Genomic DNA, 25,651 nt, shown 5'->3' with positions numbered 1-25,651 from the left:
CATCGCGTGTCGCACGGAAGCGGTGCCACCGGCCCGGACCGGCACGCATCGTGGCTACGTAGTGCGATTGCCCTGCCGGTTTTCGAGGCAAAAACAGAGCTATAGGCAGCTCTGGGCACTCGGGTTATAGTGGTAGGTATAAGGCGACATGGAGTAGCACTGATGAAAATATCTGAGATCAAGAATAAAGAGCGGGTTATCGACGAGCTGTTGCTGTTCGTTCGCAAGGTGTTCAACGAACCGGAAATCTGCGATATCGCCAAGCAGGTTGCGCGCAAGTACATCAACGAAAAGGACGCGGATCAGCTCATTGCCGACGAAATATCCAACACCACCAACGTCAAGATCGGCATCGAAAAGAGCGATGCAGACCGGCTGTTCCTCGAGCTACTCAAGGATTTGGTCAGGGATGAAAAGGCGCTCTATTGAGGGAGCGCCCTTCAATTTACTGTTCTGCCACCAACCATTCGTTGCGTACAGCCTTCACAGCATCACATCCCAGTGCCTGGGCCAGCAGCGGTAGCGCCAGCTGCAACTGCTGATCGAGTTGCCAGGGCGGATTGACCACCAGCATTCCCGAACCATACATGCCACCGCTGTCGGTGGGCGCGACCTGCAGCTCGCTGCGTAACACCGCGCCCCCGACTCCGGCCTTGATCCCATCGATCAGCGTTCGCCAGCGGTTGGCCGCCAATAGCGGATACCAGATCGCAAATATTCCCGTCGGCCAGCGTCGCTGCGCCTTGCTCAGAAAACGCACCACTTGCGCATACTCCTCCTTGACCTCATAGGCGGGATCGATCAACACCAGTCCCCGACGCGGCGTCGGCGGCAACAGCGCACCCACGCCCTCATAGCCATCTCGATGATGCACGGCCACGCGCTCATCACGCTCGAACACCTGCCGCAGCGCCTCCACCTCGGCCGGGTGCAGCTCCATCAGCCGGATACGGTCGTCGGCACGCGCCATCCCGGCCGCGATGGTCGGTGAGCCTGGATAGTGCGTCAACGCCTCACCGCTATTGACCCGTTTCACCTGCTGCAGATAGGTCTGCAATGGTGCCGGCCATTCCTGTTGCCATAGCCGCGCGATCCCTTGCCGATACTCGCCGGTTTTCTGCGCCTGGGCATCCGCAAGGTCATAGAGCGCACGGCCACTGTGGGTCTCCAGATAGCTCCAGGGCTTCGTCTTGCGATTAAGCGCCTCCAGCAAAGTGGTCAAGACCAGATGTTTGTGCAGATCGGCAAAGTTGCCGGCGTGAAAGCCGTGCTGATAGCTGAGCATGGGAGCAGCCTTTTCGAAAAATCAGGGGCAGTGCCGCGTCACTGGATCCGCGGCACCTGAAGATGGGGGAACAGACTGGCCAGACCCGAGGCGATCTCCTTCAGACGCGGCCAGCTTTCGCCATACAGCACGGTATCGCCGGACTCGGCGTAGACGCCCATCAGTCCCGGCATACCGCTGTAAGGCTGATAGAGCGAGCCATTGGTCTGAGCGCTGCACTCGAAGTGGCCCGGCTCAGTTTTCGAGAACGACCAACCGTTACCACCCCAGACCGGCGGTTGATCGGCGCCCTCAACCAGACAGATACGGGCATGCTTCAGTACCAATGCGTACCCCGGCTGGCCATTACGCACCACATCGAAGGCATTCATCACCGCCCCCGGCGACACCGACAGGGTCACCAGCGCCCAGCGGTTTTCATCCAGGCTGCGCATGGTCACCACGGCCTGATGGCCGTTGGGCGAGTGGATCGCCCCACCGATGCGATAATCCCGGCTCATCGGCAGCGGGTTGGACATGCGGTACAGCGGCGCGCTGAGGTAATGGGCGATCAGTGACAGTGCCAGCTGCTGCTCTACCCCGTAACCACCCAGCATGGCGACATTCAACGGTTTCGGCGTGACCGAGCCGGCTGGTTTGGCCGGCTTGACCGGCTCTACCTTGCCGGCACAACCGGCCAACAGTGCCGCCGCCATGGCGGCAGCAAGCAGAGGCTTGAAATAGTGACCGAGCGGCATGCAAAAGGCTCCTTAACGTACGCTGGCGATATACTTGGACAGGTGTGCCATCTTCTCCGGATCGTCGTCGGCAAACTGCACTCGCACCTCGACATAGGGGGAGTCCTGCCGCGCTTCCGTGGCCTGCACCGACAACACGAAACCGTTCAGGCGCGCCACCGCATCACCGGACAGCTGCTCTATATCCACCACGACCTGGTCGAGCAGCACCGGAAATACCCACTCGTTTTTGATCACCACCTTCACTTCACGCAGGTTCAGGTCCTTGATCGCACACTTGAAGGTCTGGTTGCTGCAGCGCAGCTGCGCCAGCCCCTTGGGCTTGGGCATCGATTTGGAGGTCGGTTCCTTGCGAGTCCCATCCTCCTGCAACAGCTTGGCTGCACGCTCCTGCTGCTCCGGACTTAACCGTCCGCCCTTGCCCAACGCCTTGACGATCTTCTGCACCAGCTGCTCGCTGGTAAAGGGCTTGCCGAGGTAGTCATTGACCCCGGCCTGGATCGCTTTGAGCACGTATTCACGCTCACCACGACTGGTCACCATCAGGAACGGGACCGTATTGTACTCAGGCCGCGTCCGGGTCCACTGCAGCAGCTCCAGGCCGCTCATCTGCGGCATCTCCCAGTCGCACAGAATGATGTCATACTGGCGCGCCTGCATCGCTTTCATCGCATCCCGGCCGTTTTCAAACGCATCGACACTGCTGTCGGGAAAAGCATCGCGCACCATCGATGCCACACGCTCACGGATAAACCGTGCGTCATCGACCACCAACACCTTAATTTTACTCATCGATCAATCTAATTCCGTTTGATAGCGAATTGTGACACTGTCCCATAATCGCGGCGCCGACAGAAGCCCCACAATGCGAAGTCAACAGCGAACAGTGCCCCATTGTACCAGCGATGGAAACAGCTGCTATCGTCACCACGAACGGTTCGTGCTAGGTTGCTCCTACCAAGAGATAAGTGTCTCGGTTCACTGTCGGAGTTATGAGCTACTATGTCATTAACCGGATTCGCAAGCAGGGCGTTTTCGACACGGGAAAGGGGTAGGGCATTACTACAGGAAAGGAAAAGTGAACCCGAGGATCTGTCCGAGCAGCCCCTAAGGGGTAACTGTCGGTTCGGATCCAAACAGCACGAAGTCCGGCGCTGAGGAGTCACCATTGAACCGATGGTTGCAGTTGCTGACAAACCGGCTGCGCTTCAAGGTGCTCTGTGTCGCCTTGGGCGTTGCCGCGATCAGTGGCACCGGCGGCTGGCTGGGCCTTCGCTATACCGATAGCGTTAACACTTCGGTCACCGACACCAATGAACTCTACCTCCCCCTGCTGACCAACGCCGTCAACGCCTCCAACGCCATGCACAATCTCAGCCTGCTGGCACACAATCTGCTGCTGGCCTGCGAGCGTGCGGACGATTCGCACCGGGCGTTGATGAACGGTTCACTGGCCAAAAATATCGCCATCATCGATACCCTCGCACGGTTTCTGCAGGATACGGGGATCCGTGTCTATGAGGTCAAGGTCAGGTCAGCCAAGGAGGAGATGCTGAATGCGTTCGACAGCCTGTCCAACAGCTGCGATACACAGGTTTTGCTGCAGCAGGCATTCGAAGCCCGGCTGAGCGATATCGACAGCGCCATTACCGAGATCAACGGCGTAATCCGCGCACTGCGGAGCGACGCCCCCTCCGCCCCCAAGCCGATGCCCGAGGCGAGTACCGATAGCCGGGACAGGCTGGAGTTACAGCTTGACCTGATGTCGGCACGGCTCGGCGAGATCGGCACTGTGTTGCTGCACAACCACTCCAACACACTGGCCAAGAACGGTGACCAGGTCATCCGGCTGAACGAAGAGAAGATGGCAACGCTCTCGACCCAGTACGAGATCCTGGCCCCGTTGTTGGTCAAGAGCGGATTCACACGGGAGAACGACCTGATTGAGCATGCGTTGACGCAGATTTCGCAGGCGGTGTCTGGCCCGGACGGCATCCACGATATCTGGCGTCGAACCAGCCTGTTCCACTCCGGCACCATCATCACCCGTATGGCGATGAGCCGCACCGACATTGCACTGGCGTCGGCACTCAGTGGCATGGAAGCGGAGGCGCGCGCCCGCTACGCTCAGGCGTTGGCACATACCGGTCGCAGCATCGAAGAAGCGCGCTGGGTCGTGATCGGTGTCACCCTGGCGATCGCCGTGGTCTTACTGGCATCGGGCCTGCTCCTGGCGGCCGGTTTCGTGCGCCCGATCGAGAGCCTGAAAGCCTTTGTCATAAAACTGCGCGGATCGGAAGATCTGTCGCAACGCATGCCCGATCAACTGCTCGCGCGCAAGGATGAGGTGGGCGAGCTGGCGCACTCGTTCAACGAATTGATTGTCGACCTTGCGGATGCCCGCCAACACCTGCTGTCCGAATCCCAAGCCAGGATCAGAACGCAGTACGACCGCCTATCCTCCGCCATCGAGAGCATCCCGCAGGGGCTGTGCCTGATCGATGCCGACAACCGGCTGCTGATGAGCAACAGCCGTTTCATGACGCTGTACGAACTGACACCCGATGACCTGCGCGAAGGCACACCGCTGCAACAGGTGATGGACACCTGCATCGCCCGCGGCGCAAAGCCGATACGCCACGACGGAACGAGCGAACACCCCGAACGCTTCTCCGCCTTTTCGCGTAAACCGCTGGTCTTCAACTTCCGCAACCAACGCACCATCCTGGTGCGCACTGCCCGCACTCCGGAGGGCGGCCTGGTTTCGGTGCATGAGGATATCACCGAGCGCCGTCGTCAGGAGCAGCAGATCGCCCACCTGGCGTATCACGACACCCTGACCGGGCTGCCCAACCGTCGCCTGTTCCGAGACACCTTTGGCAAGCTGCTGGGAGACCCCGAGCAGAAACGCGAGGTCGCGCTGCTGTTCATGGATCTGGACCTGTTCAAGACGGTCAACGATACACTGGGGCACCCGCTGGGCGACCAACTGCTGGTCGCCGTGGCCGAACGCCTGCAGGCCTGCCTGCGCGACACCGACCGGGTCGCCCGCGTAGGCGGCGATGAGTTTGCCGTCCTGCTGACCGACGACTCCAGCACCGAGGAAGCGATCCGGATCTCGCGTCGAATCATCGACAAGATCGGCCGCCCCTACAATATCGAGGGTCATGTAATCGTCGTCGGCATCTCCATCGGCATCGCCATCAGCCCGCGAGACGGCCATGATCCGGACAGACTAATGAAGTGTGCGGACCTGGCGCTGTATCGAGCCAAGGACGAAGGCCGCAACCGCTACAGCTTCTTCGAACAGGAGATGGGTGCCCGCCTCCAGGCCCGCAGAACACTGGAGATGGAACTCAGACAAGCGGTCGATGCCGAGGCACTGGATCTGGCCTTCCAGCCTCAGGTGGATATCGCCACCGGCAAGATCCAGGGTTTCGAGGCACTGCTGCGCTGGCACCACCAGGAGCGCGGCTATATCTCCCCGGAGGAGTTCATCCCCATAGCCGAGGAGACCGGCCTGATCACGACCATCGGCCGCTGGGTACTGATGCGAGCCTGCCATGAAGCCCGCGACTGGCCGCTGCCACTGCAGATCGGGGTCAACATATCCCCGATCCAGTTCCGCGCCAAGACCCTGGCGGCCGATGTCAAAGCGGCCCTGAGCGCTTCGGGCCTGGCGCCGCACCGTCTCGAGCTGGAGATTACCGAAGGGATATTGATGCAGGACACCCTGACCAATCTGGAGCTACTCGAAGAGCTGCGCCGAATGGGGGTGCATATCGCCATGGACGATTTCGGTACCGGTTACTCCAGCCTCGGTTACATCCGCAAATTTCATTTCGACCGGATCAAGATCGACAAGTCCTTCGTCCACGATGTACTCAGCTCCAGTGACAGCCAGGCTGTGGTGCAGGCCGTTTGCGGCCTCTGCGCAACGCTGGGGATCCAGTCCGTTGCCGAGGGGGTCGAAGATGCGCAACAACTGGCGTTCCTGCGCCGCGAGGGCTGCTCCCAGGCCCAGGGCTATTACATCGCCAAGCCGATGACCGCCGCGCAAGCACGGGAAATGCTGACCAACAGGGTGGAGATACTGTAGACCATGACAACCTCAAACCTTACCCGCCGCCACTTCCTCGGCCTGGCCGCCGGCCTGGCCGGAGCTCTCTATAGCCCCGTTTCCCTGGCCGCGGACAACCGGTTGCGCTTCATGTGGTGGGGCAGCCGGGAGCGCGCCGAACTGACCCGCAACGCACTTGCCGCCTTCACCGCCGCCAATCCCGGCGCCGCCGTCGACACCGAATATCTGGACTGGCTCGACTACTGGCAACGCTTTGTCTCGCTGGTTGCCATACGGCAGACGCCGGACCTGATCCAGATGGACTACCGATACCTGAAGCTCTACGCCAACAACGGTGTGCTGCTGCCGCTGGATCGCTATCTCGGCAATCGCCTCGATATCGACTCCTTCGGCCAACACAACATCGACTCCTGCCGGGTTGACGGCAAACTCTACGGCGTAAACCTCGGCATCAACTCCACAGCGGCTGTCGTGGACAGAGAGGGCTGGGCCGCCGCCGGAGTCGAGCCCCCCAGCTTCGGCACCGACTGGGAGGCGTTCCGCGACAAGTGCGAGGCCTTTGCCAAGGGCAACCGGCAACCGAACTACTATGCCACACCGGATGCCGGCGGCATCACGATCGCGTTTGAGAACTGGCTCAGACAAAGGGGCAAGGGGCTCTATGACAGCGAGGGTCAACTCGGTTTCGAAACCGCTGATGCAGTGGAGTGGTTCCGCTATTGGGCCGATATCCGCGCTTTCGGCGGCTGCGTACCGGCCGACATTCAGGTGTTGGACAAACACTCGATCGAGACCTCGGTACTGATCCTCGGCTTCGCCGCGATGGACTTTGCCCACTCCAACATGCTGCTGAACTACCAACAACGCATCGCCCGCCCGCTCGACATCACCGCCTTTCCGGCCGACGCCGGCGGCCTACCCGGACACTACTACAAACCGTCGCAGATGCTCTCCGTGGGTGCCGGCTCGACAGCACCGGACCTCGCTGTCGAGTTGGCCAACTTCCTGGTGATGTCGCCCGAGGCGGTCAGGATACTCGGCGTCGACCGGGGCATTCCCGCCTCCCCGGCCATGCGCGAGGTGTTATCGCCCCAACTCAATGAAGTAGACCGGAAAACGATCGACTATATCGACAAGCTGGCACCCTGGATCGGGCCGCTCCCACCCACCCCACCGCTGGGCGCCGGTGAGGTCACTATCACGCTGCAAGGGATAGGACACGAGATCGCCTTTGGTCATCTGACGCCAAAACAGGGCGGTGAAAAACTGATCCGCGATGCAGCTGCTATCCTATCGAAGTAGCACACACATCGACGTCGATACATCCCTGATCGGCAAGCACCGTTGCCACCCCGGTTTTTACCCATTAAATCGATAATGGATATGAATTTAACCCGTTTAACAGATTTCAGGAGCAGGCGTAGAGTGGCCGGTATTGGTTCTTGACCGGAGGAGAGAGCATGACAAACCTGGTAAAAGAGACGGTGACCCACGTACACCACTGGAACGACACCCTGTTTTCCATCCGCACCAGCCGCGGACGGTCGCTGCGTTTCGAGAACGGTCACTTTGTCATGCTCGGGCTGGAGATCGAGGGGCGCCCGCTGATGCGCGCCTACAGCATCGCCAGCGCCAACTACGAGGAGGAGCTGGAGTTTTTCAGCATCAAGGTGCCCGACGGCCCGCTGACCTCGCACCTGCAGAATGTCCGGGTCGGTGACGAAGTGCTGGTCAGTACCAAGCCGACCGGGACATTGGTCAGCGGCCACCTGCTCGACGGCAAGCATCTCTACCTGCTGGCGACCGGGACAGGCCTGGCCCCGTTCATGAGCATCATCAAGGACCCGGAGATCTACGAGCAGTACGACAAGGTGATCCTGACCCACGGCGTCCGCTACACCTCGGAACTGGCCTACATGGACTACATCGAAAATGAACTGCCCAACAATGAGCTGTTCGGTGACCTGATCAGAGAGAAGCTGATCTACTACCCGACGGTGACCCGTGAGGCGTTCAAAAACAACGGCCGTCTGACCGACCTGATGCTCTCCGGTCGGCTGTTCCGTGACATCGGCCTGCCCCAGCCCAATACCGATGACGACCGGTTCATGATCTGCGGCAGCCCCAGCATGCTCAAGGATACCTGCGCCATACTGGATGGCTGGGGCTTCAACGAGTCGCGTCACGGCGAGCGCTCCCACTACGTCATTGAACGGGCGTTCGTGGAGCGTTAAATGAAGAGCGCCCCGGTAACGCGCCGGAGCGCTCTTTTCAGTGCATGCTCAGTCCGTCCAGAGTGATCCTGTACCGTTTTTTGTCGGCATCGTAATAGGTGCCGTAAAAGGCCGGATAGGCAAAGTCCGGGCTGTAGATCTGGGGCTGCTTTACCGGCGTTGAAACACTGGGCCGGGATTGCAGGAACGCCAGCGTCATCATCGGCTCCATGAAGATGATCCTGCCATCATAAAAGCCGTAGATAAAAGTTTGACTGAACGGCTTACCGTTGAACTCATCGCCGCCCGGATCGATCGCATGCGCCCCCATGTTCGGCACCTCGGTACCCTCTGGCAACACATAATCCACCGGCATATGGCTCGGCTCAGGTTGCCTATGGGCTCGGGCCAGATCCTCTCCGGTGGCGGTAATCGCGCTTCGCGCCTTCCCATCGATCAGGTAGAAATGGAAATCGAAATGGGGCACGTCGTACACCCCCGGGGGAATATGGCCCTGCGGATTCCATTCGACGCTGACATGGTCGTAGCCGCCGGCCTTCGCTTCAGGGGGTAACGTCAAGAGGTACTCTACCGCTCCATGCGACACCTGCTCCGGCAGCCCGTCCAATGCATCTTCGCTCATCAGGATACCAAGGGTCGTCACTTTCCCCTGCTCATCGAGCCTAACATAGGCGCGAGCCTCCCCCTTACCGACCGATACCGGCGGACCTTCATAGGAGCCCGCCAGCCCCTGCTCCTTTTGGAACTGGCTACACCCGACGGTAAAAATCGCCAACACGGCAAGTAACAGCTTGTGCAGAGTAACTGACCTGAATATCGCGATCTGGAACATAGGGACCTCCTTGCTCCATTTTAACGGCCGAGGCGGCCCCGCCCCGAAGCCGGTCTCAGTAAGGATGGTATCGCCGGACCTGTTTTGCCAGCTGACAGCCAGGCCGACCTATTCACCCCGGCGCAATCACGCCCACGCCACGCCTTGCCCACTGTCGATTTACACGGCCGCGCCTTGGCCATGCTCGCCATCACCGACTAGAGTTGTTGTGTTGGAGGGCATTCGCACCCTGCACCACCCAATCAACCTGCATGTAACCCAACAGCATGCCCAATAGGGACATTCAACCATGAAGAAAGCGATCTTCGCCGCAGGCATCGCAGCCGTCATCAGCTCTTTGAGCTTCGCCGAAACCCCGTCACCAGAGGGCGCCGAGGCGTACATCATCGCGCCCGCGGACGGGGCAACCGTACCGCAGACCTTCAGAGTGCAGTTCGGCCTCAAGGGGATGGGCGTCGCGCCGGCGGGTATCGACAAGGAAAATACCGGTCACCACCATCTGATGATCGATGGTACCGAGATGCCGATGATGGGCAGCGCCATGGGCAAAGAGGTGAAGCATTTCGGCGGTGGCCAGACCGAAACGACGCTAACTCTGGAACCGGGCCGACATACCCTGCAGCTGATTATGGGCGACCAGAGCCATATGCCGCACAACCCACCGGTGATGTCACAGAAAATCACCATCACCGTAGAGTAACGCGCCGGTTGGAACCCGCCGGGGTGGCACGGTCCAAACGCCCCGGCTTATTATCCACATCGACCGCCGCGCCGAAGCCACACCTCCTGGCGGAAGGCACCCAAGGCCGGCGGATGCGATGCGCTAACGCCCACCCGCCACATCAATGATCGATCCCGTCACGTAGGATGCCTCTTCAGAGAGCAGCCAGGCGATCGCACTGGCCACCTCTTCGGGTTGACCGCCCCGCTTCATCGGCAGTGTCGGCCCCACTCGATCGACCCGACCGGGCTCGCCACCGTCGGCGTGGATATCGGTATAGATCAACCCGGGGCTGACCGCGTTCACCCTTATCCCCTGCCCTGCAAGCTCGGTAGCCAGCCCCTTGGTCAGAGATTCGATCGCACCTTTGGACGCGGCATAATCGATATATTCGAATGGCGCACCGAGCCTGGCCGCCACCGAGGAGAGGTTGACGATCGCGCCACCGGACGGCAGCCGCCGGGCCGCCTCCCGACAACCGAGAAAGCAACTGATCAGGTTGACCTGCAACACCCGGTTGAACCGCTCCAGATCGATATCCACCAGCCGGGACTGGGTGAACAACACGCCGGCATTGTTGACCAGGTGCGTCACCGGCCCCAGGGCTCGCTCTGCTTCATCGAACAGACGCATCACATCGGCTTCGATCGACACGTCGGCCTGCAACGCCACTGCCTGTCCGCCTGTCGCCACGATCTGCGCCACCACCTCGTCGGCCTGCCGGACATGCGTGCGGTAATTAACACCCACCGCATAACCCCGTGCCGCCAACAATTTCGCCGTCGCCGCACCAATTCCCCGGCTGGCGCCGGTGATAATGACCACCTTGTCCATTACATATCAGCCTTTACTGTTCGGTCTCGGGGGTAACTCGTCGTAGGACGCTAAGCTATCCGGATCGCTAAACCAGATCGCCCGCGACGCACAGAATATATTCTGTGTCGGTCGCAGCTGAGGGTCACCATCCAGAGTACCGGCCGGCACCACCACCGCCTTACCGGTCTGAGCCATCCACGGCAGAGCCGAGCCACAGTGTCGGCAGAATGCGGTGGCGAAGTGTTTCGCCTCGGGCAGCGCAAAGCGTGCAACCAACTCCTCGCCTTTGGTCCAGCGGAACTGCTCGGGCAGGACAAACATATTGGCAGCAAAGGCGCTGCCGGTGAACTTACGGCAGCGCGAACAGTGACAGTACTGGAAGATGCCCAGATTGCCGGTGATCTCGTAGGTTACGCTGTTGCAGAGGCAACTGCCGGACACGCGATAGTCGGACATGGCGAAATTCCCTAGTGTTAACGGCAAGACACACGTCTCATTCTGGCCGCCAATCTCGCCCTACGGCAAGTCAGGGAGCAAAATCACTCAGGAAACTTCACCATCTTTCTGCTATTCAGCGCGCGACCAACGGAATAGCCCCGACTTTTTCCTGAGGATGGTCGCTACAGCGTGCTCATCGCAGGGTCGTCCGGCCATGCCGTAGCAGACATGCAGGGGCAGCAGATGCTCCTCGCGCGGATGACAGAAATGCGCATGGGGCGCGCGTTCCCACTCGATGAAACGCCGGGATCTTTCGGCCTCATCAATATCGGGGTTGACGCAGGTATCCAACAGCCAATCTTCGAAAGCCTGGTTGCGCGCCCGGATATCCGGTGTATCGGGGGCGAAAAACGCCCGCATGTTGTGGAACGAAAAACCGGAGCCGATCACCAGCAGGTTATTGTAGTCCAGCGCCTGCAGCGCCCGCCCGATCTGTAGATGGGTTTCGGCATCCAGGTTGTTGACCAGCGACAGCTGCACACAGGGTATATCCGCCCGCGGGTACATGACCTTCAACGGCACGAACATACCGTGGTCATAACCGCGTTTTTCATCCAACCGCGCGGCAATACCCGCACTCTGCAGCGCCTGGCAGACCTGTTGCGCCAGTGCAGGCTCGCCGGGACTGGGATACTGAATTTCATACGACTCGGGGGGGAAGCCGTAGTAGTCATAGATCAAGCCAGGCGCTGCACCCGAGGTGATGGTCGGCACCGCCTCCTCCCAGTGGGCACTGATCACCAGAATCGCATCGGGCTGGCGCATCTTGGCGGCAAACTGTTCAAGGCTGTTGACCATCTCCCGGTGATCAGGGTCGCCCAGCAGCGGCATCGGACCGCCGCCATGGGAGAGAAACAGGATATCGGTCCGCTTATTCATGATCATCTCACCTATCAAGGTTCACGCGATTCAACTATCTATCGCCAAGTTTAATTCGATAACGGTCCAACCGGCACGATACCGTTGGGGTTGAGCGTTTGAATGGAGTAATAGCCGGCTTTGCCAGGTGTGTCAGGTCACCGCCTCGACAACGCCCCCGGCGTCAGGATTCGCCTGACTCAGCCATGCCTCACTAAGTCTGATGCGGTTGCACTTGAACAAGCCGTGGCAGGCGACATCAACAGATCCAGGCAGGACTGCTGATGATTGGATGTTACCCACTGTACTATCTCCAGTTGTGATAATTAACCGCAAAATTATTGCTTCATTAACAACATAATATTGATAATTAGCGTTTCCCTATGCACTCCGAAGCAGGAGACAGCGATGGACCGTATCGACGCGATGCGCACCTTTATCACCGTCGCAGGCGAAGGCAGCTTCGCTAGGGCGGCGGAACGGTTATCCATGTCACCACAACTGGTCAGCAAATACGTCGGCCAGTTGGAACAGCAGCTCGGTGCGCGGCTGCTGAATCGAACCACGCGCCGGGTACACCTGACCGAGGCGGGCGCGCGTTATTACCGGCGGGCACAGCAACTGCTGGACGAACTGGATGACCTGGAAAGTCAGGTCGGCGATATGCAGACCCAGGCTCAGGGCCTGTTGCGAATTAGCGCCCCGGTCTCCTTCGCCAGCCGCCACCTGGCACCGCTGCTCTGCGCTTTTCAACAGGCGCATCCCGCGGTGGGCATCGACCTGCAGCTCAGCGACCGCAAGGTCGATATCGTTGAGGAGGGATTCGATGTCGCCCTGCGCATCGGCCGATTAAAAAGCTCTTCGCTGGTCGCCAGACGCATCGCCCCGGTGCGGCTGTTGCTATGCGCCTCGCCCGATTATCTGACCCGGCATGGCACGCCAACTAGCCCGGAACAGCTGAAAGAGCATCGCTACCTGCGCTACAGCCATATGGAAAGCGACCCCAGTTCGACCCTGTCCAGCGGACTGCGGCACAGCGCCGGCGACCTGGTCACCAACAATGGCGACGTTCTGGTCCAGGCCGCGATTCAGGGCGCCGGGATCGTGATGCAGCCAACCTTCATCTGCGGCCCGGCCATACATGAGGGCAAGCTCAGGGTGATCCTGCCGGAGTACGAACCCGAGCCGTTGGGCCTCTATGCGGTCTATGCCCACCGACAGCTGATGGCGAGCAAGGTACGCCGCTTTATCGACTTTGTGAGCGGCTATTTCGGCGACATACCCTACTGGGATCGATTCGAGTGATCAGGCCCGGCATCTGGGGTATGATCACTTTTCATCTTGGATCTCGCCTGGCGTTCATCACACGCGATACCCTCGCCGATCGTTAAGTCGTTCAGTTGCGTCGAATAGAGACTATGCTCTGTTGAGCAGCACCATTCATGGAGTCACCCACCTTGTCCGACACGCCCCAGGTTCTGATGGCCCGACAGCCGATCTTCGACCGCAATCTGCGCGTCGTAGCTTATGAGCTGCTCTACCGCAGTGACGACGAAACCAAAGTCGCCAATGTACTCAACGGCCGTCACGCAACCTGCAACGTGCTGATCAACGCTTACAGCAGCATCGTGGATAACCAGACCCTGCGTCAGCTTCCGGTATTTCTGAACCTGCCACGGCAGATGCTGGAAACCGACTCACTGCCGGCGCTATCGCCCAAGCAGGTGGTGTTTGAACTGCAGGAGGAGCTGGCGGCTAACGACGTATCGATCGAATCCATAAAACGCTACAAGCGCGCGGGATACCGCATCGCGCTGGATAACTTCGTTTATGATCGTGCATTCGACGAGTTGCTCGACCATGTCGATATCGTACGCCTCGATATCCGCAAACTGGGCATTGCCAAGATGCATGACCAGGTGCGCTTGTTGAAACGTTTCGGTGCCACGCTACTGGCCGAAAAGATCGAAACCCATGCCGAACTCGAAGATTGCATCGCACTGGGTTTTCAACTGTTTCAGGGCTATTTCCTGAAGCACCCGGAGATTGTTGCCGGTCGCCGTATCGAATCCAATGAGACGATCCTGCTCCAGCTTCTGTCTGAACTGCTCAAGCCCGAGCCGCAGGAGAAGCGCCTGGTCGAGTTGATCGAACAGGATCCCAGTCTCAGCTACCGCTTACTCTCGATCGTGAACTCCGCAGCGATGTCACGTACACGGAAGATCGACAGCCTGATGGAAGCTCTGGTGATTCTAGGTCTTACCGAAGTGCGCAAATGGGTCTCGCTGATCGCTCTCTCCGGACAGAAAGCAAAACCTGCGGAACTGACCCGCCAGGTACTGATCGCCGCCTGCATGTGCGAACAGCTTGCCGAGGAGCTCAAGCTGCCGGGTATATCACCAAGTACAGCCTTCTTGTGTGGCATGCTCGATCGCATCGACGCGCTACTGGATATCGAGAAAAGCGCCGTTCTCGACCAGATCGCGATCAGCGATGCGATGAAAGCCGCGATCATCGACCATGAGGGCGAGTTGGGCCAGCTGCTGACACGAGTCTCCGCATTCTGTGACGGCTTCTGGAGCCGTATACGCATCTCCGATCACCCGCTCTACCATCGCGCCAATCTGGAAGCGATGGGGTGGGCCGATCGAACGCTGGCGATGATGGGCTAAAGATCCGAAGCCAGCCTAAGCGTCCAACCTCCTGTCTCCTGCCCCACCTGGATAAGGCCCTAGCCGGCTCAAACCTCCAGTAAAAACCTGTGCCACTCCTTCGCAAAAATAGATGAAAAAAAGTTAACAAAAAGCGGATTTTTTGTAGTTTGAATTGGTCATTTTTTAGGCGCATCATTCGCTGCAAATATCGATATAAACAACGTTTTATATCTAACTAATGAGCGATTTCCATGAGATATCGCCACAAACGAGGCCCCTCTCATGTCTACATATGATCTTCAGCTGAATTCACAGTCTAACAATCCGTTGTACTGGGATGCGCTGCGCGTCCAGTTTCCGGCAGACAATCTGGCAGTGCGCGCTTACCGCTCACTGGCCCAGCGCCTGACCGAATGGAAATACCGCCGCGCCCTGGTAAGCCTGCTCAACTACGACGACCACGTACTGGAAGATATCGGTATGACCCGTGGCGAGCTGATCATGGCGATCGAACTGCCGCTGACCCAGGATGCCAAGCAGGCACTGGGCCGCTGGCGCGAAGAGCGTCGGATCACCGGCTAAGCGCGCTCAAGGCACCCAGCAGCGCCCGGATTTAAACTGACTGCCTGATCTCCCCCATAACGATCAGGTAGCAGATGCGCCTCACCCGGGACGCTGCTGGTGCAGCTATCTGTATCATCCACCCGACTTAGCTCTCTCCTGAACCACCGACCTCCCTCCCTAGTGCGTCAGTTCAGGCCAACCTGTCCCTGAACATAAAAAACACCGCACCAACCAGACACAAACCCGCCCAGAGATAATCCAGTTTCAACGGTTCCTTCAGGTAAAACAGTGCGAACGGCACGAACACACTCAGCGTGATCACCTCCTGCATGATCTTGAGCTGACTGACGTTCATCACCGTGTAGCCAACCCGGTTGGCGGGCACCTGGAACATATACTCAATCAGCGCAATCCCCCAGCTCAACAAGGCCGCTATCAACCATGGCTTGCCACTCATCTCCTTCAAGTGCGCATACCAGGCAAAGGTCATAAACACGTTGCTGCAGATCAGCAGCAGTATCGAGATGGCAAAAGGGTTCACGAAAGCCTCGGACGAATACGATCAGGAGATGGTGCGGCGGAATCGCCGGCAGACGCTGTCGAAGAAGGTCGACAGCCGGGACTTTTTACCACGGTATCGGATGCTGAGGAACCAGTCCCAGAGCTAATTTATGGTTTGGCGTGAGCCAGCCTGTGGACAATGACCTGCTTGGCCCCCCACCGAACGGTATAGAAAGATATGCAGGGGTCGTAATCAGGCTCATTGTTCATCTCCCAACGCTCTAGCCTCCAAAGTGTTTCACTTTTGTTACACACAACCTCACGCCTATTTATGCGGGCGAAATAATAAGGAAGAACGATATGAGGAGAATGAACAAAATCCTGGCAGGTCTGACGCTGGCGATCGCCAGCCTGAGTGCCGGCGCAACCGAGTTGACACATTGGCCAGCCGACGTTGCCAAGCAGCTGGACAACATGATCAGCGCCAACGCCAACAGCGGCGCCTACGCCGTATTCGATATGGACAACACCAGCTACCAGTACGATATCGAAGAGTCGCTGCTGCCCTACCTGGAGATGAAGGGCCTGCTTACCCGGGAGACCATGGACCCGTCGTTGAAGCTGATCCCGTTCAAGGACACCCCGGAGTTCAAGGAGAGCCTGAACAGCTACTACTACCGCCTTTGTGAGATCGACGACCTGGTCTGCTACCCCTGGGTGGCGCAGATCTTTGCCGGTTTCACGCTGCAGGAGCTGAAGGGCTACGTCGACGAGGTGATGGCCTACAACAAGAAGATCCCGATTCAGTACTACGACGGCGATAAGGTGGTCTCCGGCAGCGTCAACCCGCCCAAGGTGTTCGCCGGCATGACCGAGCTGTACAACCGGCTACAGGAGAACGGCATCGAAGTCTACGTGATGACCGCGGCCAGCGAGGAGATCGTGCGCATGATCGCCAGCGATCCCAAGTACGGCTACAACGTGAAACCGCAGAACGTCATCGGCGTCAACATGCTGCTGAAAGACCGCGACAGTGGCGCCCTGACCACTTCGCGCCTGCAGATCAAGAACGGTAGCTACGACCCGGCCAAGAACCTGTCGCTGGAGCTCACCCCCTACCTGATGAACCCGATGACTTGGTACGAGAGCAAACTGGGCTCAATTCTGGGCTGGATCGACCAGTGGAAAAAACCGGTCCTCGTCGCCGGCGACTCGCCGCTCTCTGATGGCTACATGCTGTTCAACGGCACCGACATGGACAAGGGCGGCCTGCGTATCTGGGTCAACCGCAAGGACAAGTACATGAAGAAGATGGAAGCCTGGTGGGCAGACGCAGCCGCCCAGCAGGAAGCGCTGGGCCAGGCGGTGACTGCCGACAAATCCTGGCTGGTAGTCAAGCCGGATCAGCTCCACTGAGCTGATCGCTAAGGTTATCACTGCATAAACGGCGGACAGCGAAACGCAGGGGCTGGGTAAAACCGGCCTCTTTTTTATGCCGGCCTTCGTCCCCATTATCGGAGTGAGCGCTCCATTCAGATCGGCCCCCGCTCCCCAATTCCCATTCTCGTCAGCTGCTTCAGCGCGACACAACAGCTATTGCCACTCCACCGACAACACACCTAATGATGAATAAAACTTAACCAGTTTTGGACTATTTGTCGTTTGTATCCATTCCGCTTAGGCAGCAAAATCCACCATATATAAGTTTTTAAGTTACATTTACATCCAGATTAATAGAGATATCCACAAGATATCGCCATGAAGAGAGGGCTTACCATGTCCGCATTCGATTTGTACTTAAATGCAGTTGAGTTAAACCGTCCCGTTAACAGCGACGCATCGCACAGCAAGCCGCGTACCCAAGGTGTCGCAACACGGGTCTACCGGGCTTTTCAACAGCGGCTGACCGAATGGAAGTACCGCAGGCAGCTTGCGAGTCTCCTCAACTACACCGACGCAGTGTTGGAAGATATGGGGACTAGCCGCGGCGAACTGATCGCGGCGATCGAACTCCCCCTGTCGGAAGATGCCGGCGAAACCCTGGCCAAATGGAAAGCCGAGCGCCAGGCCTTTGCTGACAAGCCGCTCAATTTTCATCTGCAGGGTTAGGTTTTTTGCCGAGTGGCGAGAGGAGCTCAGCGCGCTTCTCGCCGATAGTGGTCGAGACAAAACGCGAAAAGAGCCCACCGATAGATCAGCAGGCTCTAGAACAGCAGACTTAGACGGTCCAGCCTGGGTAAGGCCCCAAACTCGCCTCTGACCGATCAGGCAAACACGAAGTACTTACGTACCGTCTCCACCACTTCCCAGGTCCCCTTCATACCCGGTTCGATAACGAACACATCACCGGCCTTCAGGTGCTTCGGCTCTTCACCTTCCGGGGTGATGATGCAGTAACCGTCGAGGAAGTGGCAGAACTCCCACTTCTCGTAGTTCACCTCGAACTTGCCCGGGGTGCAGATCCAGGTACCCATGATCTTGCTGCCGTCCGCCGAGGTGTAAGCGTTCAGGTTCACGGTGTGCGGGTCGCCGCCGATGCGGGTCCACTTGGTGGCATCAACCACAGGCGTCGGGCAGGTTTCGCGCAGAACAGTGATGAAGTCGGACATGTCAGCTCCAGATAACCGATGAAAAGGTCCGACATTATGCAAGCTGTCATGTCACGCCAGATGTCTGGCATCGACACTTAAATACGCCGTTGAGGCGATCAAGCCTGCAATCGTTGCCGAGCGCGCCGGGAAAGCTGCCACCAGCATGACTGACGGCTGGCTGTTTGAATCGGGACGGGCGGCCGGTTAACCGCCCCGGAACCCTTTACCAACCAGATAAACCTCTCGCGAACGTGCCCTGGACGCTTCGGGCTTGCGCACGACGACGCTATCGAAGTGCTCCTTCACCGCTTTGACGAACTCTTCGTAACCTTCGCCGTGGAACACCTTGGCGATAAAACTGCCCTTGGGCTTGAGCACCTGACAGGCCATATCCAGCGCCAGCTCGACCAGATAGATCGACGACGCCTGATCGGCCGAGGCCACGCCACTGATGTTCGGTGCCATATCGGAGATCACCACATCCACCGGCGCGCCGCCCACGGCGCTCATGATCCGGTCGAACACCTCCTGCTCGGTGAAGTCGCCCTGGATGAACTCCACATCCGCCATCGCATCCATCGGCAGGATATCGGACGCGATCACCCGCCCCTTGGGTGCCACCAGCTTCGATGCCACCTGGGACCAGCCACCGGGAGCGGAGCCCAGATCCATCACCAACATGCCGGGTTTGATCAGCTTGTCCTTGTCATTGATCGCCAGCAGCTTGTAGCTGGCACGGGAGCGATAGCCGTCGACCTGAGCCTGCTTTACGAAGGGATCATTGACATGCTCATCGAGCCAGCGAGCACTGCTTTTGGAACGGGTAGGACGGGCCATGACTCACAACAACCGGATCTGAATGAAGGGCCCAATTGTACGCGCTCGATGCGGTACAGGCCAACGGCCCAAGCGCCGTCGCTTGCCTGACTTCACCGCCGGCGGCGGGTATAATTGCACCATCTTTTATGCCTTTGCCGGGTCAACCGGCCGGAAGCCCTAGCATGATTCGCCTCACCGAACTCTCCCTGCCGCTCGATCACCCCGAAGCGGCGCTGCGCCAAGCCATTCTGCAACGCCTGTCACTGGCCGATGATCAGCTGCTCGATTTCACCGTGTTCAAACGCAGCTACGATGCCCGCAAGAAGAGCACCGAGATCACCTTCGTCTACATCATCGATCTGCAGACCGCCGATGATGACGCCGTGCTGGCGCGTTTTGCCAACGACTCGCATGTCAAACCGGCACCGGATACCCACTACTATCCGGTCGCGGTGGCACCGGCGGAGCTGACCGAGCGCCCGGTGGTGATCGGTTTCGGCCCCTGCGGTCTGTTCGCGGCACTGATCTTGGCACAAATGGGGTTCAAGCCGATCGTACTTGAGCGCGGCCGCAACGTGCGCCAGCGCACCCAGGACACCTGGGCGCTGTGGCGGAAGCATGTACTCACTCCGGAATCGAACGTGCAGTTCGGCGAGGGCGGTGCCGGTCTGTTCTCCGACGGCAAGCTGTATAGCCAGGTCAAGGATCCCAAGTTCTACGGCCGCAAGGTGATGCAGGAGTTCGTCAAGGCGGGCGCCCCGGAGGAGATCCTCTATGTCAGCAAACCCCATATCGGCACCTTCCGCCTGACCAGTGTGGTCGCCAAGATGCGCGCCGAGATCATCGAGCTCGGCGGCGAGATCCGCTTCGAGTCCAAGGTCAACGACCTGCTGCTCGATGACGGCGCGATCCGTGGCGTGGTACTCGAAGACGGCTCGGAGCTGCACAGCCGCCATGTAGTGCTGGCGCTGGGCCATAGTGCCCGCGACACCTTCCGCATGCTGCACGCCCGTCAGGTGCATATCGAAGCCAAGCCGTTTGCGATCGGTTTCCGCATCGAGCATCCGCAGTCGATGATCGACCGGGCGCGGCTCGGTAAATATGCCGGGCACGAGGAGCTCGGCGCCGCCGACTACAAGCTGATCCATCACGCCAAGAACGGCCGTGCCGTGTACAGCTTCTGCATGTGCCCGGGCGGTCAGGTGGTGGCCGCCACCTCGGAAGAGGGCCGCGTGGTGACCAACGGCATGAGCCAGTATTCACGGCAGGAGCGCAACGCCAACGCCGGTATCGTGGTCGGTATTAATCCCGAGCAGGATTTCCCCGGCGGTCCGCTGGCGGGTGTCGAGCTGCAGGAGCGTCTGGAAGAGATCGCGTTCAAGCTCGGTGGCGAAGACTATAGCGCCCCGGCCCAGCTGGTCGGCGACTTCCTGCGCGACCAGCCTTCGACCGCACTGGGTCAGGTCGAGCCCTCCTACCAGCCGGGTGTGAAGCTGTGCAACCTGGCCGATGCCCTGCCCGATTACGTGATTACGGCGATGCGTGAGGCCCTGCCCGCCTTCGGCAAGAAGATCCGCGGCTTCGATCGCGACGATGCGGTGCTGACCGGCATCGAGTCGCGCACCTCGTCACCGGTGCGCATCACCCGCGATCCGCAGACGCTGCAGAGCCTCAACGTGCGCGGTCTCTACCCCGCCGGTGAGGGTGCCGGTTACGCCGGCGGTATCCTCTCCGCCGGTATCGACGGCATCAAGGTCGCCGAGGCTCTGGCGCTGGATATGCTGCAGCAGCTGCAACAGCAGGGCCCCGAACAGCCATGAAGCTGGACGACATCAAGAAGCTGCAGCAGAAGAAGTACCGCGCGCAGCTGGGCTACTGCCTGGTCGAGGGCGAGCATCTGGTGCTGGAGCTGCAGCGTGCCGCCGCCCAGCGCCCGGCCCTGCTCGGCGCCGAACTCTACCTCACCGACAGCTACCAGCACTGGGACAGCCCCTTCCGCCACCACCTGATCAGCGAACGGCAGATGGCGTCGATCAGCGATACCAAAACCCCGCAGGGGATCGTGGCCCTGGTGCCGATCGATGCGCTGCAACCCGCCCCCTCAAGCGGCGAACCCGCGATCTATCTGCACCAGATTCAGGACCCGGGTAACCTGGGTACCATTCTGCGCACCCTGGCCTGGTTCGGCGGCTACCGCTGCCTGCTCAGCCCCGGCAGCGTCGACCCGTACAACCCGAAGGTGATCCGCGCCAGCATGGGCGCCATCTTCCATGTGCCACTGGAGTCCGAGGTACCGATCGACACCCTGAGCGGTCGTTACCACCAACCTGGTTATCTGGATATGCAGGGCGACCCAATCAGCAGCCCAGGATTTGCCAGCTGCGACTGTTATATCTTCGGCAACGAAGCGCGGGGAGTACCGCATGAAGCGCTGAGTGCACTGAATGCTCAGGCGTTTACCATTCCCGGCAGCGGTCTGATCGAGTCGCTCAATCTGGGTACCGCCGTGAGTCTCAGCGTGTATGAGCGCCAGCGCGGTAAGGCATAGATCTGATCGTTTCGGCTAGATCGCTTTCGCCTGATGGCGAGGTACTCACTGTGCCCTTTGGGTATCGCGTTGCCCGCACAAAGACGGCATCAAGAGAAAGCCCCCCAACGGGGAATACCTGTTCTGGCGCTGTTACTGGCTTCTTTGTTAGCCTCCCCATCCCGTGCTAACATTTGTTGGCACAAAAACAGGAATCGACCATGGATACCCGTATTCAATTTCGTGTTGACGAAGAGGTAAAGCGGCTCGCTCAGCTTATGGCCGAAAGCCAGGGACGCACATTGAGCGACGCCTGTCGTGAACTCACCGAGCAACTTGCCGAACAGCAACGCAAGGCAATGGCACATGACGCTTGGCTGACCCAGCAGATCGATGCGGCTTTCGCCAAACTGGACTCTGACCAGGCGGTCTTCGTCACCCATGACGACGCTCAGAAACGTATGGCCGAACGCAAAGCCAAAATACGAAATCGAGGCTGATGGATGATCTATTGGGAAGAGGAAGCCCTGAACGACCGCGAAAAGATCTTCGAATTTCTATACGACGTAAACCCTGTCGTGGCCGAAAAAACCGATGAGATCATCGAAGCCAAAGTTGAAAACCTGCTCGATCAGCCATTAATGGGCGTGCAGCGTACCCATATTCGCGGCCGGTCACTGATCATCCCCGAAGTGTCGATGATTGTCTCGTACTGGGTGGATGGTTCAGCGATTCGCGTAATGCGTGTGTTGCATCAGAAGCATAAGTTTCCGGGGTGAGGTGTATAGTTTTTCTGGTTTCGCCCTGAAGGGCGAGTTCATTTTCTTTGCTTGCACAAAGAAAACCGAACCAAAAGAAAGTGCACCCCGAGGGGCAGACCTTCGGCTCCCCTGCGCTTCTCGAAGCGACGGGATGGCTGAGAAACTCGTCGCTACGCTCCTCAGACAACTCAGCCATTGTTTCCCGCCACTTCTGCGATGCTCGGCTGCCCCTAGGGGATATTCTGTGCCACAACCAACATAAGTTTACTCTAACACCAATTCATTATTTTCTACCCAGCCGCAAGCTTAGCAGCCACTTTGCGTGCACGAACTTTTATAAGCCTTTTTTTCCTATCTATATCACTTTCCAATTCATCTAACATATCTTTTGCATCAGGTTTATAAGCACTACTCAAAGTTGACTTGTAAAATGCGACCGATACTGAGTAACCCTGACTTGATGAGCCTTTGACTAATTCACCCATAATAACATGAGGATTTTTTCTACTCATCGTCCCCTCCGCCAACGTTTTGAACATTATTGGAATGCTCAAAATATGTCTGAATTTTTTCCAAGAACACAGCCAATAGATTAGCATAAATCTGCAAAAAGTCAGCATCTCTATCTAGCTGAAATTGTGATTCCGAACTACTAGTTATGACCAAAACTCCCGAAGGGTTGAAATCATCAGAACTAGATTCATCCTCACATGGTATAACTGGTATTGCGATAATACTTCTGTAAGTTTCCAAGTCACTTATAGTATTATCGTCATTAACGGCATTTTCTTTAATATCTTCATAATATTTTATACTTTTATGTAAAAAAGACATTCCCGCAACGCCAAAACCTGGTTTCCAAGTTCGATTTCTGGGTTTGATTCGCTCGTCACACTTACGCCAAATAGGTTCTAACTCGTTGTCTGCATTAAGTCCATAAAGCGCTATGTTCCACAACACTCCAGCTTTAAAGCCGAACAAATTCTCTCGATAAACAACTAAAGGCCAAATTAAACTATGAACCATTTCATTAATTTCATCCACAGTCGCCTTTTCACTTTCTAACTCTAAGTTTCTCAACTTACCAATCGCGTAGCTTAATGAGTTTACGGCAAATCTAATTGCTTTTTGCTGACTAGAAAAACACTCAACATCCATTTCATAGAAACTTTTAAGCTCTTCAAAATCTCTAGCCACTTCATTTAGTTTTTTATCTTTTTCTTGATATTCCTTTAACAACGTATCTATAGACGATCCTCGATACTGAAGATACACAACAAACAAATGAATAAAAGTGACAATGACTACCAAAAACCAAATTAATTTACTTACACTTCCCTCTGGATTTTTATTTAATTCCAAAATATAGGTAACAAAAACCGCTATTAAAATTGGAAGCAACAAAGTATTCCAAAAAATAACGCCTGACTGAGATAGTTTATTTATCCTAACAAGCGCATCTATAACATCAGAAACTTTTTTGGAATACATTTTAAAAACCGGAATATTAATTACTTTCAGACAAGACTATAAACCAATATCCCAGCACATTACTACCGAATTTGCTCTTTACCCCTCGAAGCAGCCGAGCATCGCAGAAGCGGCGGGAATCAATGGCTGAGCTGTCTGAGCCGCGTAGCGGCGAGCTTCTCAGCCATCCCGTCGCTTCGAGAAGCGCAGGCAATCCACCCAAGTTAAGGATCAACCGTATCATCGTCAGCCGTCCCGCTGATGGCATGAGCCACAACAAATCCCAAAAATCACTTGACAGTGCCTCCGCATCGCGCGGCCGCCGTCCTGATTGCGTCCGTGTTTTAAGCAAGCAGGACGGCGGCCAATGGGGATCGTTTTCGATCCGAGTACTATCCCCATGTCCCTTGACGAACTGTTTGCCGATTTTTCGCACTACCTGCATTCCGAGGAGTTCCGGCAGAGTGCCCGGCACCCCGACCATCCCAACGCGTTCACTCGACAGCGCAAGCTGCCGCTCCCATCCCTGATCGCCGTCATGCTCACGGGACTGTGCAAGAGTGTGCAGGCCGAGTTGGACCAGTTCTTCGCCCATCTGCGTCGACAGGCGCTGCTGGTACGGGAGGTCTCCGAGCAGGCGTTCGCCCAGGCGCGTGTCAAGCTGTCCGCCGATGCGTTGCCCGGACTCAACCACTATCTGATCGCGCGCGCCGAACAAGAGGGCTGGATTCCACGTTGGCAAGGACTGCGTCTGGTGGCAGCCGACGCGTCCCCGTTGCGTTTTGGCCTGCGGGCCAGCCATGTCCCCCGTGCTGCCGTTCGTGATCGGATCGCGTTCGGCCTCTACCTGCCGGATGCCGAGATGACACTGGCGGCCTCCCTGTACAGCATTCACGAGAGTGAACGGCAGATGCTGTTCGAACACCTCAACTACCTGCAGGAGGATGACCTGCTGCTGATGGACCGAGGTTATCCCTGCCGCTGTCTGGTGTCGGTGCTGAACCAGTGGGGCATCCGCTTCTGCATGCGGGTCGAGAAGAGCGGCAACAGTGGCTTCGGGTGTGTCCGTGACTTCCTGTGCTCGGGGTTGCCCGAGCAGGTCGTGACGCTTCGAGCGCCCGATCCTTGCGATGTAGCCGACTTCGGTTGTCCGGCGACGCCGCAACGCGTGCGTTTGATACGCGATCGGACGCCGAGCGGGAGTGTACGGGTCTTGATGACCAATCTGCGGGACACCGAGGCCTTTCCGGCAGAGCGGTTCGGCGATCTCTATCACCGGCGTTGGCGCATCGAAGAGGCCTTCAAACGGCTGAAGCATCGGCTCAATCTCGAACATGTGTCCGGGCTGTCGGATCAGGCGGTGAAGCAGGACTTTGCCGCCAAGGTGCTCTGCGATAACCTGGCGTCTCTGGTGACATTAGCAGCCGATGACTTGCTGCCGGAGGAGCGACGTATCAACCGTGCTTATGTCCATACGGTGTTGAAACCTCTTCTGCCTGGCGTCTTGCTGGGCGCGGCGGCTCTCTCTTGGTTGCAGGATGCTATGGAGCTGATCGCTCGACGGACATTCCAATACCGTTCGGGCTTGTCGAAGCCACGCAAGGCAAGGCCAAAGCCACATAAGTTCATGAATCAAAAGCCTTGTTGACGGGTACCATGCTTAACTTGGGTGGATTGGAAGCGCAGGGGAGCCGAAGGCCTG

At 57.9% G+C, this 25,651-nt stretch carries 27 protein-coding genes; 15 read left to right on the top strand and 12 right to left on the bottom strand.

The window, feature by feature from the left end; genetic code table 11:
* The first annotated feature begins 162 nt into the window (after positions 1-162).
* Positions 163-429: a hypothetical protein gene (locus tag KQ940_RS19755; RefSeq protein ID WP_217415836.1), complete on the top strand. Its 267-nt coding sequence runs from the start codon at positions 163-165 to the stop codon at positions 427-429.
* Positions 430-445: 16 nt separating this feature from the next.
* On the opposite strand, the gene KQ940_RS19750 is transcribed toward KQ940_RS19755, so the two are convergent.
* The 3 genes from KQ940_RS19750 to KQ940_RS19740 are packed head-to-tail and all read right to left on the bottom strand — an operon-like array spanning position 446 to position 2,814.
* Complete coding sequence (locus KQ940_RS19750) at positions 446-1,285, bottom strand: 23S rRNA (adenine(2030)-N(6))-methyltransferase RlmJ (RefSeq protein WP_217415833.1); 840 nt, start codon at positions 1,283-1,285, stop codon at positions 446-448.
* A 38-nt stretch (positions 1,286-1,323) separates the two neighbouring features.
* Positions 1,324-2,022 carry a hypothetical protein gene (locus KQ940_RS19745; protein ID WP_217415821.1) on the bottom strand — a complete coding sequence of 233 codons (699 nt, stop codon included), beginning with the start codon at positions 2,020-2,022 and terminating at the stop codon, positions 1,324-1,326.
* Positions 2,023-2,034: 12 nt separating this feature from the next.
* Positions 2,035-2,814 carry a response regulator gene (locus tag KQ940_RS19740; protein WP_217415819.1) on the bottom strand — a complete coding sequence of 260 codons (780 nt, stop codon included), beginning with the start codon at positions 2,812-2,814 and terminating at the stop codon, positions 2,035-2,037.
* A 376-nt stretch (positions 2,815-3,190) separates the two neighbouring features.
* Here KQ940_RS19740 and KQ940_RS19735 point away from each other — a divergent pair, with 376 nt between their 5' ends.
* The 3 genes from KQ940_RS19735 (at position 3,191) to KQ940_RS19725 (ending at position 8,337) form a co-directional block, all read left to right on the top strand.
* Positions 3,191-6,121: an EAL domain-containing protein gene (locus KQ940_RS19735; RefSeq protein WP_217415811.1), complete on the top strand. Its 2,931-nt coding sequence runs from the start codon at positions 3,191-3,193 to the stop codon at positions 6,119-6,121.
* 3 nt (positions 6,122-6,124) lie between these two features.
* Positions 6,125-7,405: an ABC transporter substrate-binding protein gene (locus KQ940_RS19730; protein WP_217415809.1), complete on the top strand. Its 1,281-nt coding sequence runs from the start codon at positions 6,125-6,127 to the stop codon at positions 7,403-7,405.
* 158 nt (positions 7,406-7,563) lie between these two features.
* On the top strand, positions 7,564-8,337 hold the full coding sequence (locus tag KQ940_RS19725; protein ID WP_217415807.1) for a ferredoxin--NADP reductase: 774 nt from the start codon (positions 7,564-7,566) through the stop codon (positions 8,335-8,337).
* A 37-nt stretch (positions 8,338-8,374) separates the two neighbouring features.
* Here KQ940_RS19725 and KQ940_RS19720 read toward each other — a convergent pair whose 3' ends face one another.
* Complete coding sequence (locus KQ940_RS19720; RefSeq protein WP_217415805.1) at positions 8,375-9,169, bottom strand: DUF5602 domain-containing protein; 795 nt, start codon at positions 9,167-9,169, stop codon at positions 8,375-8,377.
* 289 nt (positions 9,170-9,458) lie between these two features.
* Here KQ940_RS19720 and KQ940_RS19715 point away from each other — a divergent pair, with 289 nt between their 5' ends.
* The gene (locus KQ940_RS19715) at positions 9,459-9,869 is read left to right on the top strand and encodes a DUF4399 domain-containing protein (protein ID WP_217415798.1); all 411 of its coding nucleotides are present in this window, start codon (positions 9,459-9,461) and stop codon (positions 9,867-9,869) included.
* A gap of 123 nt (positions 9,870-9,992) precedes the next feature.
* Here KQ940_RS19715 and KQ940_RS19710 read toward each other — a convergent pair whose 3' ends face one another.
* The 3 genes from KQ940_RS19710 to KQ940_RS19700 all read right to left on the bottom strand — a co-directional run bounded on the left by KQ940_RS19710 (position 9,993) and on the right by KQ940_RS19700 (position 12,083).
* Positions 9,993-10,724, bottom strand: coding sequence for an SDR family oxidoreductase (locus KQ940_RS19710; protein WP_217415797.1), 732 nt, complete (start codon positions 10,722-10,724; stop codon positions 9,993-9,995).
* Between the two features lie 6 nt (positions 10,725-10,730).
* Positions 10,731-11,162, bottom strand: a complete 432-nt coding sequence (locus KQ940_RS19705) for a GFA family protein (protein ID WP_246590209.1) — start codon at positions 11,160-11,162, stop codon at positions 10,731-10,733.
* A 111-nt stretch (positions 11,163-11,273) separates the two neighbouring features.
* Positions 11,274-12,083, bottom strand: a complete 810-nt coding sequence (locus tag KQ940_RS19700; protein WP_217415795.1) for a DODA-type extradiol aromatic ring-opening family dioxygenase — start codon at positions 12,081-12,083, stop codon at positions 11,274-11,276.
* A gap of 387 nt (positions 12,084-12,470) precedes the next feature.
* Between KQ940_RS19700 and KQ940_RS19695 the strand changes: the two genes are divergently transcribed.
* The 3 genes from KQ940_RS19695 to KQ940_RS19685 all read left to right on the top strand — a co-directional run bounded on the left by KQ940_RS19695 (position 12,471) and on the right by KQ940_RS19685 (position 15,298).
* Positions 12,471-13,367 (top strand): LysR family transcriptional regulator, encoded by an 897-nt coding sequence (locus KQ940_RS19695; RefSeq protein WP_217415793.1) that lies wholly within the window; start codon positions 12,471-12,473, stop codon positions 13,365-13,367.
* A gap of 137 nt (positions 13,368-13,504) precedes the next feature.
* Positions 13,505-14,734, top strand: coding sequence for an EAL and HDOD domain-containing protein (locus tag KQ940_RS19690; RefSeq protein ID WP_217415791.1), 1,230 nt, complete (start codon positions 13,505-13,507; stop codon positions 14,732-14,734).
* A 264-nt stretch (positions 14,735-14,998) separates the two neighbouring features.
* Complete coding sequence (locus tag KQ940_RS19685) at positions 14,999-15,298, top strand: DUF1127 domain-containing protein (RefSeq protein WP_217415789.1); 300 nt, start codon at positions 14,999-15,001, stop codon at positions 15,296-15,298.
* 172 nt (positions 15,299-15,470) lie between these two features.
* Here KQ940_RS19685 and KQ940_RS19680 read toward each other — a convergent pair whose 3' ends face one another.
* Positions 15,471-15,821, bottom strand: coding sequence for a DMT family protein (locus tag KQ940_RS19680; RefSeq protein WP_217415787.1), 351 nt, complete (start codon positions 15,819-15,821; stop codon positions 15,471-15,473).
* 329 nt (positions 15,822-16,150) lie between these two features.
* Here KQ940_RS19680 and KQ940_RS19675 point away from each other — a divergent pair, with 329 nt between their 5' ends.
* Positions 16,151-17,197: an HAD family hydrolase gene (locus KQ940_RS19675; RefSeq protein WP_246590208.1), complete on the top strand. Its 1,047-nt coding sequence runs from the start codon at positions 16,151-16,153 to the stop codon at positions 17,195-17,197.
* Positions 17,198-17,557: 360 nt separating this feature from the next.
* Positions 17,558-17,890, top strand: a complete 333-nt coding sequence (locus tag KQ940_RS19670; RefSeq protein ID WP_217415777.1) for a hypothetical protein — start codon at positions 17,558-17,560, stop codon at positions 17,888-17,890.
* A gap of 155 nt (positions 17,891-18,045) precedes the next feature.
* On the opposite strand, the gene KQ940_RS19665 is transcribed toward KQ940_RS19670, so the two are convergent.
* Both KQ940_RS19665 and rlmE read right to left on the bottom strand, forming a co-directional pair.
* Positions 18,046-18,390: a cupin domain-containing protein gene (locus KQ940_RS19665; RefSeq protein ID WP_036189746.1), complete on the bottom strand. Its 345-nt coding sequence runs from the start codon at positions 18,388-18,390 to the stop codon at positions 18,046-18,048.
* A gap of 186 nt (positions 18,391-18,576) precedes the next feature.
* The gene (rlmE, locus tag KQ940_RS19660) at positions 18,577-19,209 is read right to left on the bottom strand and encodes a 23S rRNA (uridine(2552)-2'-O)-methyltransferase RlmE (RefSeq protein WP_217415775.1); all 633 of its coding nucleotides are present in this window, start codon (positions 19,207-19,209) and stop codon (positions 18,577-18,579) included.
* Positions 19,210-19,373: 164 nt separating this feature from the next.
* On the opposite strand from rlmE, the gene KQ940_RS19655 reads away from it, so the two are divergent.
* The 4 genes from KQ940_RS19655 (at position 19,374) to KQ940_RS19640 (ending at position 22,497) form a co-directional block, all read left to right on the top strand.
* Positions 19,374-21,011, top strand: a complete 1,638-nt coding sequence (locus tag KQ940_RS19655) for an NAD(P)/FAD-dependent oxidoreductase (RefSeq protein WP_217415773.1) — start codon at positions 19,374-19,376, stop codon at positions 21,009-21,011.
* Entirely contained in the window at positions 21,008-21,739 is a 732-nt protein-coding gene (locus tag KQ940_RS19650; RefSeq protein WP_217415771.1) for a TrmH family RNA methyltransferase, read from the top strand. The genes KQ940_RS19655 and KQ940_RS19650 overlap by 4 nt, the downstream gene beginning before the upstream one ends.
* Positions 21,740-21,939: 200 nt before the next feature.
* Positions 21,940-22,218: a damage-inducible protein J gene (locus KQ940_RS19645; protein ID WP_217415769.1), complete on the top strand. Its 279-nt coding sequence runs from the start codon at positions 21,940-21,942 to the stop codon at positions 22,216-22,218.
* 3 nt (positions 22,219-22,221) lie between these two features.
* A complete protein-coding gene (locus tag KQ940_RS19640) occupies positions 22,222-22,497 on the top strand; it encodes a type II toxin-antitoxin system RelE/ParE family toxin (protein WP_217415762.1) in 276 nt (91 codons plus the stop codon).
* A 272-nt stretch (positions 22,498-22,769) separates the two neighbouring features.
* On the opposite strand, the gene KQ940_RS19635 is transcribed toward KQ940_RS19640, so the two are convergent.
* Together KQ940_RS19635 and KQ940_RS19630 are read right to left on the bottom strand one after the other, a co-directional pair.
* The gene (locus KQ940_RS19635; protein ID WP_217415759.1) at positions 22,770-22,991 is read right to left on the bottom strand and encodes a hypothetical protein; all 222 of its coding nucleotides are present in this window, start codon (positions 22,989-22,991) and stop codon (positions 22,770-22,772) included.
* On the bottom strand, positions 22,984-23,970 hold the full coding sequence (locus tag KQ940_RS19630; protein ID WP_217415756.1) for a GAF domain-containing protein: 987 nt from the start codon (positions 23,968-23,970) through the stop codon (positions 22,984-22,986). The genes KQ940_RS19635 and KQ940_RS19630 overlap by 8 nt, the downstream gene beginning before the upstream one ends.
* Before the next feature lie 379 nt (positions 23,971-24,349).
* On the opposite strand from KQ940_RS19630, the gene KQ940_RS19625 reads away from it, so the two are divergent.
* The gene (locus KQ940_RS19625) at positions 24,350-25,597 is read left to right on the top strand and encodes an IS4 family transposase (RefSeq protein WP_217415754.1); all 1,248 of its coding nucleotides are present in this window, start codon (positions 24,350-24,352) and stop codon (positions 25,595-25,597) included.
* The last annotated feature ends 54 nt before the right edge of the window (positions 25,598-25,651 follow it).

Origin of the sequence: Marinobacterium ramblicola (genome assembly GCF_019084545.1) — a bacterium.
GTDB lineage: Bacteria > Pseudomonadota > Gammaproteobacteria > Pseudomonadales > Balneatricaceae > Marinobacterium_D > Marinobacterium_D ramblicola.
The sequence above is the reverse complement of the archived record's forward strand: the minus strand, read 5'-3'. Positions and strand labels throughout refer to the sequence as shown.

Coding starts and splice junctions, on each gene's coding strand:
- KQ940_RS19755 (WP_217415836.1), top strand. CDS start 163: ATGAAAATATCTGAGATCAAGAATAAAGAGCGGGTTATCGACGAGCTG.
- KQ940_RS19750 (WP_217415833.1), bottom strand. CDS start 1,285: ATGCTCAGCTATCAGCACGGCTTTCACGCCGGCAACTTTGCCGATCTG.
- KQ940_RS19745 (WP_217415821.1), bottom strand. CDS start 2,022: ATGCCGCTCGGTCACTATTTCAAGCCTCTGCTTGCTGCCGCCATGGCG.
- KQ940_RS19740 (WP_217415819.1), bottom strand. CDS start 2,814: ATGAGTAAAATTAAGGTGTTGGTGGTCGATGACGCACGGTTTATCCGT.
- KQ940_RS19730 (WP_217415809.1), top strand. CDS start 6,125: ATGACAACCTCAAACCTTACCCGCCGCCACTTCCTCGGCCTGGCCGCC.
- KQ940_RS19725 (WP_217415807.1), top strand. CDS start 7,564: ATGACAAACCTGGTAAAAGAGACGGTGACCCACGTACACCACTGGAAC.
- KQ940_RS19720 (WP_217415805.1), bottom strand. CDS start 9,169: ATGTTCCAGATCGCGATATTCAGGTCAGTTACTCTGCACAAGCTGTTA.
- KQ940_RS19715 (WP_217415798.1), top strand. CDS start 9,459: ATGAAGAAAGCGATCTTCGCCGCAGGCATCGCAGCCGTCATCAGCTCT.
- KQ940_RS19710 (WP_217415797.1), bottom strand. CDS start 10,724: ATGGACAAGGTGGTCATTATCACCGGCGCCAGCCGGGGAATTGGTGCG.
- KQ940_RS19705 (WP_246590209.1), bottom strand. CDS start 11,162: ATGTCCGACTATCGCGTGTCCGGCAGTTGCCTCTGCAACAGCGTAACC.
- KQ940_RS19700 (WP_217415795.1), bottom strand. CDS start 12,083: ATGAATAAGCGGACCGATATCCTGTTTCTCTCCCATGGCGGCGGTCCG.
- KQ940_RS19695 (WP_217415793.1), top strand. CDS start 12,471: ATGGACCGTATCGACGCGATGCGCACCTTTATCACCGTCGCAGGCGAA.
- KQ940_RS19690 (WP_217415791.1), top strand. CDS start 13,505: ATGGAGTCACCCACCTTGTCCGACACGCCCCAGGTTCTGATGGCCCGA.
- KQ940_RS19685 (WP_217415789.1), top strand. CDS start 14,999: ATGTCTACATATGATCTTCAGCTGAATTCACAGTCTAACAATCCGTTG.
- KQ940_RS19675 (WP_246590208.1), top strand. CDS start 16,151: ATGAACAAAATCCTGGCAGGTCTGACGCTGGCGATCGCCAGCCTGAGT.
- KQ940_RS19670 (WP_217415777.1), top strand. CDS start 17,558: ATGTCCGCATTCGATTTGTACTTAAATGCAGTTGAGTTAAACCGTCCC.
- KQ940_RS19665 (WP_036189746.1), bottom strand. CDS start 18,390: ATGTCCGACTTCATCACTGTTCTGCGCGAAACCTGCCCGACGCCTGTG.
- rlmE (WP_217415775.1), bottom strand. CDS start 19,209: ATGGCCCGTCCTACCCGTTCCAAAAGCAGTGCTCGCTGGCTCGATGAG.
- KQ940_RS19655 (WP_217415773.1), top strand. CDS start 19,374: ATGATTCGCCTCACCGAACTCTCCCTGCCGCTCGATCACCCCGAAGCG.
- KQ940_RS19650 (WP_217415771.1), top strand. CDS start 21,008: ATGAAGCTGGACGACATCAAGAAGCTGCAGCAGAAGAAGTACCGCGCG.
- KQ940_RS19645 (WP_217415769.1), top strand. CDS start 21,940: ATGGATACCCGTATTCAATTTCGTGTTGACGAAGAGGTAAAGCGGCTC.
- KQ940_RS19640 (WP_217415762.1), top strand. CDS start 22,222: ATGATCTATTGGGAAGAGGAAGCCCTGAACGACCGCGAAAAGATCTTC.
- KQ940_RS19635 (WP_217415759.1), bottom strand. CDS start 22,991: ATGAGTAGAAAAAATCCTCATGTTATTATGGGTGAATTAGTCAAAGGC.
- KQ940_RS19630 (WP_217415756.1), bottom strand. CDS start 23,970: ATGTATTCCAAAAAAGTTTCTGATGTTATAGATGCGCTTGTTAGGATA.
- KQ940_RS19625 (WP_217415754.1), top strand. CDS start 24,350: ATGTCCCTTGACGAACTGTTTGCCGATTTTTCGCACTACCTGCATTCC.